General features: G+C 32.3%; 14 protein-coding genes and 1 pseudogene. 11 read left to right on the top strand and 4 right to left on the bottom strand.

Annotated elements, in window-relative coordinates:
• Positions 1–41: 41 nt before the first annotated feature.
• Positions 42–1,211 carry an acyl-CoA dehydrogenase family protein gene (locus tag LQ673_RS08345; protein WP_037589062.1) on the top strand — a complete coding sequence of 390 codons (1,170 nt, stop codon included), beginning with the start codon at positions 42–44 and terminating at the stop codon, positions 1,209–1,211.
• Between the two features lie 46 nt (positions 1,212–1,257).
• Here LQ673_RS08345 and LQ673_RS08350 read toward each other — a convergent pair whose 3' ends face one another.
• Complete coding sequence (locus tag LQ673_RS08350; protein WP_037589061.1) at positions 1,258–2,196, bottom strand: DMT family transporter; 939 nt, start codon at positions 2,194–2,196, stop codon at positions 1,258–1,260.
• Between the two features lie 146 nt (positions 2,197–2,342).
• On the opposite strand from LQ673_RS08350, the gene LQ673_RS08355 reads away from it, so the two are divergent.
• The 3 genes from LQ673_RS08355 to LQ673_RS08365 all read left to right on the top strand — a co-directional run bounded on the left by LQ673_RS08355 (position 2,343) and on the right by LQ673_RS08365 (position 4,436).
• Entirely contained in the window at positions 2,343–2,717 is a 375-nt protein-coding gene (locus LQ673_RS08355) for a YbaN family protein (protein ID WP_025906841.1), read from the top strand.
• 191 nt (positions 2,718–2,908) lie between these two features.
• Positions 2,909–3,841 carry an ABC transporter substrate-binding protein gene (locus tag LQ673_RS08360; RefSeq protein WP_037589060.1) on the top strand — a complete coding sequence of 311 codons (933 nt, stop codon included), beginning with the start codon at positions 2,909–2,911 and terminating at the stop codon, positions 3,839–3,841.
• 178 nt (positions 3,842–4,019) lie between these two features.
• Positions 4,020–4,436 carry a type II toxin-antitoxin system HicB family antitoxin gene (locus tag LQ673_RS08365; protein ID WP_191836509.1) on the top strand — a complete coding sequence of 139 codons (417 nt, stop codon included), beginning with the start codon at positions 4,020–4,022 and terminating at the stop codon, positions 4,434–4,436.
• 68 nt (positions 4,437–4,504) lie between these two features.
• On the opposite strand, the gene LQ673_RS08370 is transcribed toward LQ673_RS08365, so the two are convergent.
• A complete protein-coding gene (locus LQ673_RS08370) occupies positions 4,505–6,013 on the bottom strand; it encodes a sodium:solute symporter family protein (protein WP_191836508.1) in 1,509 nt (502 codons plus the stop codon).
• A gap of 30 nt (positions 6,014–6,043) precedes the next feature.
• Positions 6,044–6,913 (bottom strand): N-acetylneuraminate lyase, encoded by an 870-nt coding sequence (locus LQ673_RS08375; protein ID WP_191836507.1) that lies wholly within the window; start codon positions 6,911–6,913, stop codon positions 6,044–6,046.
• Between the two features lie 150 nt (positions 6,914–7,063).
• On the opposite strand from LQ673_RS08375, the gene LQ673_RS08380 reads away from it, so the two are divergent.
• From LQ673_RS08380 to LQ673_RS08400, 5 genes are all read left to right on the top strand, one after another.
• Positions 7,064–7,747, top strand: a complete 684-nt coding sequence (locus tag LQ673_RS08380) for a FadR/GntR family transcriptional regulator (protein WP_191836506.1) — start codon at positions 7,064–7,066, stop codon at positions 7,745–7,747.
• Entirely contained in the window at positions 7,747–8,385 is a 639-nt protein-coding gene (locus tag LQ673_RS08385) for a FadR/GntR family transcriptional regulator (RefSeq protein WP_159315494.1), read from the top strand. Before LQ673_RS08380 ends, LQ673_RS08385 begins: the two co-directional genes overlap by 1 nt.
• 9 nt (positions 8,386–8,394) lie before the next feature.
• Positions 8,395–9,249 (top strand): ROK family protein, encoded by an 855-nt coding sequence (locus tag LQ673_RS08390; RefSeq protein ID WP_191836505.1) that lies wholly within the window; start codon positions 8,395–8,397, stop codon positions 9,247–9,249.
• Between the two features lie 76 nt (positions 9,250–9,325).
• Positions 9,326–9,877, top strand: a complete 552-nt coding sequence (locus LQ673_RS08395; protein WP_191836504.1) for a biotin transporter BioY — start codon at positions 9,326–9,328, stop codon at positions 9,875–9,877.
• 14 nt (positions 9,878–9,891) lie between these two features.
• On the top strand, positions 9,892–10,638 hold the full coding sequence (locus LQ673_RS08400) for a GNAT family N-acetyltransferase (RefSeq protein ID WP_191836503.1): 747 nt from the start codon (positions 9,892–9,894) through the stop codon (positions 10,636–10,638).
• Between the two features lie 45 nt (positions 10,639–10,683).
• On the opposite strand, the gene fdhD is transcribed toward LQ673_RS08400, so the two are convergent.
• Positions 10,684–11,478 (bottom strand): formate dehydrogenase accessory sulfurtransferase FdhD, encoded by a 795-nt coding sequence (fdhD, locus tag LQ673_RS08405; protein WP_191836502.1) that lies wholly within the window; start codon positions 11,476–11,478, stop codon positions 10,684–10,686.
• A 134-nt stretch (positions 11,479–11,612) separates the two neighbouring features.
• Between fdhD and LQ673_RS08410 the strand changes: the two are divergent.
• Positions 11,613–13,973, top strand: a pseudogene (locus tag LQ673_RS08410) (FdhF/YdeP family oxidoreductase).
• A 161-nt stretch (positions 13,974–14,134) separates the two neighbouring features.
• Positions 14,135–14,902 carry a molybdate ABC transporter substrate-binding protein gene (gene modA / locus LQ673_RS08415; protein ID WP_037589049.1) on the top strand — a complete coding sequence of 256 codons (768 nt, stop codon included), beginning with the start codon at positions 14,135–14,137 and terminating at the stop codon, positions 14,900–14,902.
• The last annotated feature ends 4 nt before the right edge of the window (positions 14,903–14,906 follow it).

Raw genomic sequence — 14,906 nt, forward strand, 5'->3', positions numbered from 1 at the left:
ATAAATACAATGATAAAGTGATAATAAGGAGTGTGGACACGATGAGTAGAGATTTATTTATTAAGAATGAATTCCAACAAAAATGGGTTAATAAAATAGAAAATCATAAAGCGTCATTACAAAAACACGCTGAAAAAAATGATTTAAATTCAGAATTTCCATATGAAAATATAAATTGGTTAATTGATGAAGGCTATACGAAAATTGTACTTCCTAAATCATATGGTGGCGAAGGTGCGACACCAGAAGATATCATTTTATTCCAAGAAACACTAGGTAGAATTGATGGTGCGACGGCATTAGCCATTGGTTGGCATATGGGTGTAGTTGGTCAAATTTATCAAGAAAAATTATGGACGCAAGATTTATTAGATGAATTTGCTGAAGAAGTATTAAATGGTGCGATTGTTAATAGAGCTGTAAGTGAAGCGGAAACAGGCAGTCCAACTCGAGGCGCACGTCCAAGTACACATGCTGATCGTGACGGAGATCATTACATTATAAATGGTGTTAAGACATTTACAACAATGAGTCAAAGGTTAACGCATTTTCTTGTTGGTGCATATGTACCTGAAAAAGAAGCACTCGGTTTCTTTTTAATACCAAGAGAATCTGAAGGTTTATCAATAGCAGAGAATTGGAATATGGTAGGTATGCGTGCTACTGAAAGTCATGATTTAGTGTTAGATGATGTTAAAGTACATGAGAAATACTTAGTAGAAGTTGCGAATGGCCCAAGAGGCAATAATATCAACCCGTGGAATTTACATATTCCAGCAGTATACTTAGGTATTGGCCAAGCAGCACGAGATTATGCTGTTGATTTTGCAAATGAATATAGTCCTGGAAGTATCGATGGCGTAATTGCTGATATTCCAGCTGTTCAACAAAATATTGGTCAGATGGAATTAGAATTAACGACAGCAAGACATTATATATATAGTGTAATCAATAAATATTTAAATCCTTCTATAACAGATGCAGTTATAGATGTTGAATTAGGTGCAGCTAAACATGTTGTTGTGAATCACTCTATTAAAATCATCGATATCGCGATGAGAATTGTAGGTGCGAAAAGCTTACAAATGGAAAGGCCATTGCAACGCTATTATAGAGATATAAGAGCTGGCTTACACAATCCGCCGATGGATGATGTAACCATTACAAAATTAGCTAAAAAAGCTAGAGAAGAAAGAAGTAAACTTAAATAAAAGGATTGGGTTGGGACATAACATCATGTCTCAACCCAATTTTTTATTATAATTGATCTGTTTGTATGACTTTTTTACGTTTTTTACGTCTTGGTTTCATGCCTACTGACATATATAGTACGACAACCAAGATGACAATCATGCCAATAAGTTGCCACAATCCAAATGGTACTTTTAACCATAGAACAGAAGATATAACTGCTGTTACGGGTTCAAGCACACCAAATAATGCAGTTGTTTGTGGGCTAATATACTTCACGCTTTCTAAATACATCCAAAAAGCAAACATCGTTCCGAAAGTGATCACAAAGATGAAATAAATCACACCTTGAACATCTAATAAATGCCAAGGAAATGAGAAGTCTAAGTTGATAATTGAAAGTGCAATACCGCCAATAAACATTGACCAACCGATAACAACAAGAGATGGCCAATTTAAAAATAATTTAACAGCATATACAGTATAAAAAGCAGCTGCACAAGCTGTTAATAATCCCCATACGATTGCATTTGGAGGGACTGATAATGTGGCATAATCACCATTTGTTAATAATAAGCTCGTTCCAAATAGTGAACACACAATAATGATGATATCTGTTATTCTAAATTTGCTTTTTCTAGTGATCAGTAAATATAGTAATATGACGACTGGTGCTAAAAATTGTAACAAAGTAGCGATTGCAACATTACCTTTATCAATTGTCGCCATAAATGTGTATTGCACACCTAACATGCCGAATAAAGCATATATAATCAATTGAAATAATGAATGTTTGACTCTAAATATATTTGTTAAAGGATGTTTCTGAATTAATTTTGCAATGAGCAAAAGGAAAAATCCACTTAATATCAATCTTTCAGCTACAAATAATGAAACAGGTAAATGATATTCTGTAAATAACTTTTCAGTAACTGTTCCACCTAATCCCCAAAAAGTAGCGCCAAGCATCACTAATAAAGTACCTTTTAGTTGTTTGTTTTGCACTTATAAGCCCCTCGATTCTAAAAGATGTTAATTAATTAATTTTAGCATTTGATAAATTATTAAACAATAAGTTGAAATGTTTTACTTGCAATTTTATAATATGCGTTCTTATAATGAACATAATGAGTTAAAAGTGAGGTTTCCGCATGAAATTTGTATTAATATCAGTTGGTATACTTGCTACTATATTAGGATTTGCTGGCGCTGTATTGCCGTTATTACCTACAACACCTTTTATATTATTAGCAGTATTTTGTTTTGCTAAAAGTTCAGATAAATTCCATAGTTGGTTAGTAAGCACAAAAGTTTATAAAGAATATGTAGAAGATTTTCAAAAATATAGAGGGTACACTTTAAAGAAAAAATTCGAACTGCTTATAAGTGTATATATCGTAGTAGGCTTTTCAATTTGGATGGTTGATCATTTTTATATTCGCATAGGTCTTTGCATCATGCTATTCTTCCAAACTGTTGTATTATTCACTTTTGTTAAAACTTTACCAAGTAAAAATAAATCATAATATTAAAATATCGATAAAATGACGTAACGTCTTTTATCGGTATTTTTTTGTTGTATTTGCATACATCATTATTATTGTAAAATAGAATAAAAAAGTTATATAAATTTAAAAATTCTATTGCTATATATATTGAAGGGTTATATAATAGACAAAGATGAAAATGAGAGTCATTATCAATTGGGAGGATAATTATGAAGAAACTTTTAGTGTTTATTATGGCTTTAGCATTAGTTGTTGCTGCTTGTGGCAATAAATCTGATGAGAAAGAGAGCAGCAGTAAAACAAAATCAAGTAAAGAGACAGTAAGTTATAAATTAGACGACGGTAAAAAAATAGATATCCCGAAAAACCCTAAACGTATTGTTGTACTAGCACCATCATACGTTGGTGGCTTATTACACTTAGGTGTTAAACCTGTGGGTGTACCAGCTTCTACAGATCAAACACCAATACTTAAAGATAGAATTAAAGGTATTGAAAAAGTTAGTGAAGACAATGTTGAACAAGTAGCTAAATTAAAACCAGACTTAATCATTACATATAACGCAGATAAAAACTTAAAGAAATATAATAAAATCGCTCCAACAATTCCTTATGACTATGCAAAACACAATTACTTAGACATGCAAGTAGAATTAGGTAAATTAGTTGGTAAAGAAGATAAAGCTAAACAATGGGTAGAAAAATGGAAGAAAGAAACTTCTAAAGACGGGAAAGAAATTAGAGATAAAATCGGCGAAGATACTACAGTATCAGTTATTGAAGCATTCCAAAAAGACATCTATACTTACGGTGAAAACTGGGGTAGAGGAACAGAAGTATTATACCAAGCATTCGGTTTAGCAATGCCAGAAAGCATTGAAAAAGATGTTAAGAAAGACGGTTGGAAAAAAATCTCTCAAGAAGAAATTGAAAAATATTCTGGAGATTACTTATTCTTACCAGTAACAAAAGGACAAGCAAAACCAGAATTCACTAAAACTGAATCATGGAAATCAATTCCAGCAGTTAAAAATGATAAAGTCATCGAAATTGATGCACAAACATTCTGGTATAACGATCCATATTCATTAGAAATGCAACGTAAATACTTAAAAGATGAAATTCTTAAAAAAGCTGAATAATCAATAGCAAATGCTATAACACCGATTCTCATTATCAGAATATAAAAAGCAGGGACGTCAGTCTCTGCTTTTTTATTGTCTTAAAAATTTACATATGTTTAAACATATGTTTTAGTGGTGATATAATATAAGTAAAAAATGAGATAACAATAGAAGTAATATAATAGGAGTGGATGATATGAAATACCATTTTTATGCCTTATTAGAAAAAGAAGATAAATTTTACAATGTTTCATTTCCTGATCTGCCTGGAGCTAATACTTTTGGTGAAAATATAGAGGATGCTATTGATATGGCTTCTGATGCTCTAGGAGGTCATTTATTAGTAATGGAGGATGACCATGATTATATTCCTAATCCTACTAACTATCATGATCTTGCAAGAAATTTAAAAAGTCAGCAACAACTTCAGCTAGTTAAAGTAGACACAAATATTGTGAGGTTACGTGAAGAAAATAAGACGGTAAATAAAATGGTAACTCTCCCTAAATATATGGTAGAGTTAGGCAAAAAAAAGAAAATTAACTTTAGTCAGACTTTACAACGTGCACTTAGAAAGGAATTAGAATTAGGGGAAGGTCATAAAGAAGATTAAAGAACATTATATAAAAAATAAAAAATAAAAAGCAGGGACCCCGATGTCCCTGCTTTTAATATAGTTCATTATTTTGTTTCTTTCACGTATTGATCGTTAATTGTATGAATGGTTAAGCCTACGATATTCTTGTTGTGTTTTGCGAATGGTAAGCTTGCTAAGTAACCTACAATAAATGCGATAAAGAAACCGATAACGGATACTGTAAATGGTGTGATATCTGTTTTTCCTACAAAGTAAGAAACGATTGCTGCGACGATTAGTCCGATGATAACACCATAAGTATTGGCTTTCTTAGTGAATATACCTACTGCAAACACGCCGGCGATTGGTACACCGAATAGTCCTGTTACAAGTAAGAATAAATCCCAAGTTTCGTTTGTTTTTTGATTAATTAAGTATAATGATGCTAATGTACCAAAGACACCTGCAAGAATAATGATGATTCTTGCTAATAATACATCATTTTTAGCGTTATTTGTTTTAGAAAATCTTTGTTTTAAATCGACAACCACACATGCTGAAATTGAGTTCAAGCTTGAAGAAATTGTTGATTGTGCTGCAGCAAATATAGCAGCGATTAATAATCCTCCAACAAATGGTGGAATTTGAGTCAGAATGAAATAAGGTACGATAGCTGATGTATTAAATCCTTCTGGTAAAGATGTAACATTATTATAGAAGGAATACAACACAGTTCCCATTCCATAGAAGATAGGGATTGTAATAAATGCTAATAACCCGTTAGTCCATAACGATTTGTTTGTTGATGATATTGAACCAGTTGTTTGATAACGTTGAACGATATCTTGGCTGGCAGTATATTGGTGTAAGTTATTAAAGATAGAACCAATAAATATAATTGGAATTGCAGCGGCAGCAGTCCCGAATTTCCAGTTATCCACTGAGATAAACTTCTTATCTTGTACAGCTTCATTTAAGACTGTACCGAAGTTTCCATCAATTTGGAAAGCACCTAAGAAGATAACGGCAACAGCACCACCTAATAAGATAATACCTTGAATAACATCGCTCCAAATAACCCCTTCTATACCGCCCATAAACGTATAGATAACACATAATAATCCAACTAACGCTGCGATTAAATATGGGTTAATATCTGAAACGGAAGTGATTGCTAATGTTGGTAAATAAATAACAATCGCAACACGACCAATATGGAATAATGTAAATGCTAGAGATCCAATAACACGCATTGTGATACCAAATCTTTCTTCCAAATATTCATAAGCTGTTGTTACATCAAGCTTTCTGAAGAATGGAATATAGAAATAAATCAGTAATGGAATGATCGCGATAATGGCGATATTTCCAGCTGCATAAGACCAGTCTGTATTAAATGCTCTTTCTGGTGTTCCCATATAAGTAATCGCACTTAAAGTTGTCGCATAAATTGAGAATCCAACTGCCCATGCAGGGACTCTACCTTTTGCTTTGAAGAATGCGTCTGTATCTTGACCAGCTCTTTTTGTAAAATATACACCTACTAATAACGTTGCAATTAAATATAGAATTAATGCAATCCAGTTTCCTGTACCAAATCCTACTTCATTCATAATATGACATCCCCTTTGTACATCAAATAATTATAAATTGTATTTAGAAACAAGTTCTTTAACTTTTTTGAGTGATGCTTCATCTAATGGCGCGAGTGGTCGTTTAGTTGTACCAGCCTCAATACCATTTTCATTTAGTACAGCTTTCAAAGTAGGGTAAATACCTAAAGCTAATACTTGCTCAATAATATCGTTTGTTTCATGTTGAATTTCATATGCTTGTTCAATTTTGCCTTCTTTAGCTAAATTAAAGATTTGTCTAGCACGTTGTCCATTGATGTTATAAGTTGAACCAATCGCACCATCTACACCTGACACAGCAGCTTGAATAAGCATTTCATCAAAGCCAGAAAGTATTAATTTGTCTGGGAATGCTTTTCTAATTCTTTCTAATAAGTAGAAGTCAGCTGCAGTATATTTAATACCGATGATTTTTTCATTTTCGAAAAGTTCTTCAAATTGTTGTATAGATAAGTTAACACCAGTTAATGCTGGAATTGAATAAATAATCATTTCATTTCCAGTAGCTTCAATGATGGCATTGTAGTAATACTTAATCTCTTCGAATTTGAATGGGTAATAAAATGGTGTTACAGCTGATAATGCGTCATAGCCTAATTCTGTAGCATATTTACCTAATTCAATTGATTCGTTTAAATCTAATGCACCAACTTGTGCGATTAATTTAGCGTCTGATCCTACTTCGTCTTTAACAATTTCAAAGACTTTCTTCTTCTGTTCAGTATTCATTAAGAAATTTTCACCAGAACTACCATTTACATATAAACCATCTACTTGTTGTTTATCGATATTTTGGCGAATGATTTGTCTTAAACCTGATTCTAAAATATTGCCTTCCTCATCAAATGGTACGAGTAATGCAGAATATAATCCTTTCATTTAAAAAAACTCCTTTATATTTATTAATTGATAATATTGTCAGACCAATTTATAATCATATTGTAAGCGAATACATATTCTTCTGTCAATCGTTTTATTATTTGATACATCACTTATGATAAAATAAATAATTAAGAGGAGGTAGGTAAAATGATGAAACGAACATCACTCGTTGATGTGGCTGTTGAAAAATTAAAAGAATATATAGCAGAACATCAATTTGGTAATGGAGATAAACTACCTTCAGAGAAAATGCTTGTCGAACAATTAGGGGTGAGTCGCACAGTTGTGAGAGAAGCGATTAGTCGCTTGCAACAAAGTGGTCTCATTCAAGTTAAATCAGGAAGTGGCATGTTTATAACAGAGAAGAATAAACATTTATCAATGCTTTTTGAGTCACATATGAAAGTGCATGGCTTTAAAATTAAAGAATTACTGGAAGTGCGTAAAATATTAGAACTTGGTGCGATACGACTTTTAATAGAAAATAAAATCATAATCGATGCGAATAAACTAAGAGATTTGAATGATATTTATTATGAGTCTTTCAACAAATCTCAAAAATTCGCGCATTATGATTCAGCCTTTCATGAAACGATTATTATCTTTACTGAAAATCAAACATTAATCACGATGAGTAAAGTTATTAAAGAGTATTTCGATAAGAACCAGTTTAATCAAATCGTTGATAAAGAAGATATAGAAAAATCTTACAAAGAACATGCTGATTTAATAGAAGCAATTGAGAAACAAAATTTAACTTTAGCACATGACATTATTAATAAACATCTGTCTAGAGTCGTTGAGTGGATAGAAGAATTGGAGCAAAAATGATGGGTAAATTAGATAAGATTGAAGTCCAAAGTTTGAAGTCGCAAGTATTACAAGAAATTAAACAATATATTTTGGATAAAGGCATGACAGAAGGGGATCGCTTACCGACAGAACGTGCGTTTACTGAAATGTATGGCGTGAGTCGTTCAGTTGTAAGAGAAGCTTTGAGTTATCTCGAACATACAGGTGTGATCGAAACGGTTCAAGGAAGAGGAACGGTAATCAAAGCACCAGATATCTCTAGTTTAGTTGAAGGATTTCTATTTAGTTTTCAAGTCGCAAATGGTTCGAAAAATGATTTACTGTCATTGAGAATTATTTTTGAATGTGCAGCTATTGAAGAGATCGTTAAATTGGATAAGGATATCAGTGAATTAAAAGCAATTGTAAATGAAGATGTTATCAATCATTATGAGAATGATAAGGCATTTCATCAAACGTTATTAAGTACTACAGGAAATGTATTATTCGAACAATTAAGCTCTGTTATTCAGTCTTACTTCTATCATATTGAAGAAGAAGGGAAAGAAATTAATTATATTCAAACGAATGAAATGCATAAGAAAATTATCGAAGCAATTGCCAATAAAGATGTTCAATTAGCTAAAGAACTTATGACGACACATTTGTCTATTTAGGAGGATATTATGAAAATTGCAATTGATATAGGTGGTACATTTATTAAAGCTGGTGCAATTGATGATCACCACACAATACATAGTTATCAAAAAATTGAAACACCACATAATAAAGATGGGGGTATTGTTGAAGCAGTTAAGGGAATCGTTGAATCATATACAAAAGAATTTAACTTAAATAAACCTGAAGTTGGTATTTCTACTGCAGGTGTTGTTGATTCACATAAAGGTGAAATTACATATGCTGGCCCTACGATACCATATTATAATGGTACAAATTTTAAACAATCATTAGCAGATATTGCTGGTAAAGTAGCGGTTAATAATGATGTATCATGCGCGTTACTTGGTGAATTGTTAACGTTTGATAGAGCAGTTCAATCGATATTTTTAATGACAATTGGTACGGGTATAGGTGGCGCATATTATGAAAATCAATTACTAGAAGGTAAAAAGTATAGAGCATGTGAAATAGGCTATTTATTATATGACAAAGAATCGGATACAACATATGAAGATAGAGGCTCAACGACAGCTTTAAAAAAATTAATCAGTGCCAATTACAATGAAGAGGTTCAAGTCGAGAAATTATTTGATTTGGCGTATCAAAATGATGAAAAAGCTCAAGACATCCTTAATCAATGGGCTAAACACGTAGCAGAAGGTATTGCGCAAGTTCAAATTATGTTTGATCCAGAAATAATACTGATTGGCGGAGGTATTTCTAAACAAGAAGAAAGACTACTTTCATTGATTGAACCATTTATCGATGATTATTTACCAACTGATTATGGTCATGCCAAAATTGAAGTCACTTCAAAAGGAAATGATTCAGCTTTATATGGTGCTATTTCATGTTTATAAAATAATTGTTAACCTGTAATTTACATTGGTTAACAATGTGGTATAATATCGTTATCTTATATTAGGAGTGAAGAATTTGAAAACTAAAGATATCGTTATTATAGCAATGTTTACTGCTTTTATTTCAGTATTAGCATTTATACCACCAATTCCATTACCGTTTATGCCGGTACCAATCGTTCTACAAAATATTGGTATCATATTAGCGGGATGTTTATTAGGATATAAAAGAGGTACATTAAGCGTTATTATCTTCTTATTACTTGTTGCAACAGGACTGCCATTATTATCAGGTGGTAGAGGCGGACTAGGTGTATTCTTTGGTCCATCTGCTGGTTACTTATTCGGCTACCCAGTTGTTGCATTTTTAATTGGATTCTTTATAGATAGAAAGTGGAAAGATCTCTCGTTTACATATGCGTTAACAATTAATATTGTCATTGGGGTTCTATTACTCAATTTAATTGGCGGATTTGTGATGGGTGAGTTTATGAATATTTCAATCGCTAAAAGATACATATTAGCAGCAACGTTTTTACCAGGTGATATTGTTAAAGCAATATTAGCAACTGTGTTATTATTTAGCTTGAAGAACGTACCCGAAATAAAACGATTAAGAAATACTTAATGAGGTGAATAACGATGGTTTCATTTAAAGATATAGAAACAGATGGAAAGGTTTTGACTGAAACAAATAGATATATACATTATCAAACATTGGATAAACGTATTCAGTATGATTCTAACAAAATTGTATATAAAGAAATGCCAGACATAGATACGTTTAAAGCAGATGAAGCAATGTTGAAAGAAATCCATGAAAAAAATAATCAGCCTTTTCTTAAATTTGTCTTTCCTGAAAATGAAACAATCGATATTGAATTAAGAGAATATTTAAAATTTCAAGGTTATGAAACAGGTTGGTTAGAATTATATATCAATGCTGAGAAGAACTTTGAAAGTGATGCCAATCAAGACATTGAAGTTGTTCTAACGAATGAGGATAACATTGTTGATTTCTTGAACGTATCATATGAACAAGATGAAGCATATGGCAAAGATTATGCAGAGCTTAAAGTTGAATTAAATAAAAAACAATTACATAGTGATAATCCGATTCAAGTATTATCTTATTATAAAGGTAAGCCTGCAGGTATTTTGCTTATATGGATGAATGAGAAGTATGTAGAATTAGATAGCTTTGGTGTTCGAGAAATATATAGAAGGTTAGGTATAGGAACGAAAATGCAAGCCTTCGTAGCAGAAATCGCTAAAGATAAACCGATAATTCTTGTAGCTGATGGTGAAGATACAGCTAAAGATATGTATAAAAGACAAGGTTATATTTATAGTGGATTTCAATTTGAAACATTAAAAGAATACAAATAAAAACAGGTTGAGGCAGCAATGATGTCTCAACCTGTTTATTTATTGTTAGGATTGGTTTTGTATTCTATTAGCGTGGCTATATACATTAAAGCTGCCATCTCTTATAAATCCAACGGCTGTTATATTTAAATCATGTGCTAATCCAATTGCTAAGTTAGTTGGTGCTGATTTAGACAAGATGATGCCAACACCAATTTTAGATGCTTTGATTAATATTTCCGAGGAAATTCTTCCACTAAAGATGAGTACTTTATTTCTGATTGGAATGTCATGTTCTATACAATAACCATATAATTTATCTAATGCGTTATGTCTACCTATATCGGATCGATGTAAATAGAAGTCATCTCCATCACTTATGGCAGCATTATGCAAACCACCCGTTTCTTTGAAAATCTTACTTTCTTCATGTAGTTTATCCATCATAGTTATAATTTGTTGAGGCGTAATATTTATTTTAGATTGTGACACTTTAGCTGTTACGGCATCGTTATTAAAATAGAATGCTCTACTTTTACCACAACACGACGAAATCATGCGTTGTGTATTTTTTTTGAAATTGATATCAATCTCTTTCGTGAGTTCTACGTGAGCAAAACCTTTAGAATCGTCTATTGAAATAGATTTAATTTCAGATTTCTTCTTTATAACTCCTTCAGAAGCAATAAATCCGAGCACGAGTTCTTCTAAATCTTTAGGTGAACAAACGATTGTTGCAAACTCTTCTCCGTTTATAATAATCGTAATAGGAAATTCTGTTACGTAGCTATCCGTTGTCTCAATAAATTGATCGTTTTGGTATTTTAATATTGGCAGATTGTAAGTCATATTTTGCTTCATAATAATTCCCCATTTAAATAATTGTTTAATAGGTTTATTTTACTTTGTAACCTACTAATAATAAAGTGAAAGCACTTTCAAAATATATTGTGATTTCATATAATAAATATAAGTGAAATCATGGAGGGGTAAAAATGGGTAAGACTAAACATCAAGGTCCTATGAAGAAAGATTTAAAGCCGGCACCAGAATTTTGGGTGAGTCCAATACCTTTTGGACTAGGTAAAGTAAAGCCTAAACATATAAGAGATACAATGAAAATAGTTTGGGATAATAAAGATAATTTAAATTACGCTAAAAATATTATCACTAAAGGTGTCTGTGACGGTTGTGCATTAGGTGTATCTGGATTAAGCGATCAAACTTTAACCGGTCCTCACATGTGTACAACACGATTTAATGTTTTAAGACTCAATACAATGCCAGAAATTAAACCAGAAATTTTACATCAAGATATAGATGAATTGAGAAAATATAATAGCACAGAATTAAGACAATTAGGTCGTATTCCTTATCCAATGATGAGACGAAAAGGCGATCGTAAGTTTATACGTATTTCTTGGGAAGAAGCGATGCAAACAATAGCACAAAAAATGAAATCATTGAATTCGAGAAATTATGCTTTTTATTTAACTTCAAGAGGTATTACGAATGAATCATATTATGTTGCAGGTAAAGTCGCGAGATATTTAGGTGCTAACAATATCGACAATGCTTCTAGAATATGTCATTCACCTAGTAAAACGGCGATGAAACGTTCAGTAGGTGTAGGTGCTTCAACAGCAAATTACCAAGACTGGATAGGTACGGACGTATTACTGTTTTGGGGAAGTGTAGCTTCTAATGCTTCGCCTGTTTCAACTAAATATATGCTTGAAGCAAAGAAAAAAGGAACAAAAATCATCGTTATCAATCCATATAAAGAACCAGCAATGGATAAATATTGGATTCCATCTGTAGCAGAATCAGCATTATTTGGTACAAATGTTGCAGACGAATTCTACCAAGTCAATATTGGTGGTGACATTGCATTTATGCATGGTATTATGAAACACTGGTTTGAAATGGAAGAACAAGCATACGGTTCTGCAATTAACCATAAGTTTGTTCAAGAACATGTTACAAACTATGAAGAACTTAAAGAAACAGTCGAGAAGCAGTCATGGGAAGAGATTGAACAATCAAGTGGTATTTCTAAAAATCAAATTTACAAATTAGCGCTTGAACTTGCCAATGCTCAAAATGCTGTATTTGCCTGGGCACTAGGATTAACGATGCATGAGTTTGCGACGGATAATATATCACAAGTATGTAATTTAGCTTTATTAAGAGGATTCTTAGGTAGAAAACATAGCGGTCTAATGCCGTTTAGAGGACATTCTAGTGTGCAAGGTACTGGAGAAATGGGCTGTGATCCATTTGTATTACCAGGCGGTGCTTTTGATGGAGAAAATAAAAAGCGTATTGAGAAGTTATGGGGATTTGATATCGCGGATTGGCAAGGTGATACGGTTGGTGTAACGTTAGAAAATATAATGTTACCTGATGATCATGAACGTAAAATTAAATGTTATTACATGTCCGGTGGGAATTTCCTAGAAACAATGCCTGACCCAACATTTATACAAAAAGCTTTAGAAAATCTAGAACTTAGAGTACATCAAGATATTATTTTAAATACGTCAACTTTAGTTGATGCGAAAGAAACGGTTATTGTTTTACCTGCCAAGACACGATATGAGCAAGATGGTGGTGGCACGTCTACTTCGACAGAACGCATGGTTTAATACTCACCAGTAATTGAAGGGAATCAAAATAGAATAAAAGAAGCAAGATCAGAGTGGCAAATATATATTGATTTAGCTAAACGTGTTAAACCTGAACAAGCACATTTAATTGATTTTAAAGATGGTCAGTCTATTAGAGAAGAGATTGCTAAAGCAAATCCAGATTATGATGGTATCCAACATTTAAAAAATCAAGGAGATGTCTTCCAGTGGGGTGGCGCTTGGTTATGTGAAGATGGTATTTGTCCAACTGAAGATGGCAAAGGTCATTTAATCAGTGTAGATATTCCAGACTTAAACAGACAACCTGATGATTTCATGTTAACGACAAGAAGAGGTAAACAATTTAACTCAATGGTATATGGTGATTATGAATCCTTTAACCATGGTGGAAGATATGATGTATTAATGAATAAAGAAGATGCTGATAGGTTAAGCATCGCTGAAGGTGAAGGTGTTGTATTGCATAATGGATTCGGCGTATTCCAAGGTGTCGCAAAATATGTCGATATCTTAAAAGGAAACATTGAAGTCTATTTCCCTGAAGGTAACTATTTATTACCTAGAGGTAGATATGAGAAATACGCTAAGATTCCTGATTACAACATAACAGTCAAAGTAGAAAAAGCGGACAGATTTAACGCTAAAAAAGATAGAGACTATTATGAAAAACCGATTAAAGATTTAGAAGAAATACCGATGCAATAATAGGTAGGGAGTAGCCTCAAATAAATAAGGATATTCCCTATAATTACAAATTTCACTATACTTTAAGGATAATTTGTGAAAAAATGTACTTGAGCCTTACAATAGTATAAATAAAGGTGTAAATTAAGTTTGTACATATCTAAAAAGGAAGGAAAGAAGTCATGAAAAGATTTTTAACATTAGTCTTTGCTTTGTTACTTGTATTAGCTGGTTGTAGCACAGAATCTAACCAAGATAAAGCTAAAAAAGAAACTGAAAGCAAGACATTAACAGTATCAGCAGCAGCAAGTTTGACAGATGTATCTAAAGCACTAGAAAAAGAATTTAAGAAGAAGCATCCGAATACGAATATTAAATTCAATTACGGTGGTTCAGGTAGTTTACGTAAACAAGTAGAAGCTGGCGCAGATGTAGACGTATTAATGTCTGCAAACACTTCTGATGTTGATAAATTACAAGATAGTAAAAAAGTTAAAGAAGTTTATGATTACGCTAAAAATAAATTAATTATCATTAAATACGAAAACTCTAGCATCAAAAATATTAAAGATGTTAGTGCGCCTAACAAAGTCGCAATTGGTGAAGAAAAAAGTGTACCAGCAGGTCGTTACGCTGTAGAATATTTGAAAAAAGAAGATCTATATAACGGCATGACAAGTACATTTGTTTTCGCAAAAGATGTTAAACAAGTATTAAACTATGTTCAAAAAGAAAATGCAGAAGCAGGATTTGTATACGCAACAGATATGTATAAAGGTAAAGATAAAAAAGTCGATAACGTCGTTAAATTAGCGGATGCACCTTTAGATCATCCAATTACTTATAGAGCTGGTCTTGTTACTGACAAGAAAGAAGCTAAAGAATGGTTTGAATTCTTAAAATCAAAAGAAGCTAAAGAAATTCTTAAAGAATATCACTTTGAAGGATAGGAGA

Origin of the sequence: Mammaliicoccus sp. O-M54 (assembly GCF_022386035.1) — a bacterium.
Classification (GTDB): domain Bacteria; phylum Bacillota; class Bacilli; order Staphylococcales; family Staphylococcaceae; genus Mammaliicoccus; species Mammaliicoccus sciuri_A.

Coding starts and splice junctions, on each gene's coding strand:
- LQ673_RS08345 (WP_037589062.1), top strand. CDS start 42: ATGAGTAGAGATTTATTTATTAAGAATGAATTCCAACAAAAATGGGTT.
- LQ673_RS08355 (WP_025906841.1), top strand. CDS start 2,343: ATGAAATTTGTATTAATATCAGTTGGTATACTTGCTACTATATTAGGA.
- LQ673_RS08360 (WP_037589060.1), top strand. CDS start 2,909: ATGAAGAAACTTTTAGTGTTTATTATGGCTTTAGCATTAGTTGTTGCT.
- LQ673_RS08365 (WP_191836509.1), top strand. CDS start 4,020: ATGAAATACCATTTTTATGCCTTATTAGAAAAAGAAGATAAATTTTAC.
- LQ673_RS08370 (WP_191836508.1), bottom strand. CDS start 6,013: ATGAATGAAGTAGGATTTGGTACAGGAAACTGGATTGCATTAATTCTA.
- LQ673_RS08375 (WP_191836507.1), bottom strand. CDS start 6,913: ATGAAAGGATTATATTCTGCATTACTCGTACCATTTGATGAGGAAGGC.
- LQ673_RS08380 (WP_191836506.1), top strand. CDS start 7,064: ATGATGAAACGAACATCACTCGTTGATGTGGCTGTTGAAAAATTAAAA.
- LQ673_RS08385 (WP_159315494.1), top strand. CDS start 7,747: ATGGGTAAATTAGATAAGATTGAAGTCCAAAGTTTGAAGTCGCAAGTA.
- LQ673_RS08390 (WP_191836505.1), top strand. CDS start 8,395: ATGAAAATTGCAATTGATATAGGTGGTACATTTATTAAAGCTGGTGCA.
- LQ673_RS08400 (WP_191836503.1), top strand. CDS start 9,892: ATGGTTTCATTTAAAGATATAGAAACAGATGGAAAGGTTTTGACTGAA.
- fdhD (WP_191836502.1), bottom strand. CDS start 11,478: ATGAAGCAAAATATGACTTACAATCTGCCAATATTAAAATACCAAAAC.
- modA (WP_037589049.1), top strand. CDS start 14,135: ATGAAAAGATTTTTAACATTAGTCTTTGCTTTGTTACTTGTATTAGCT.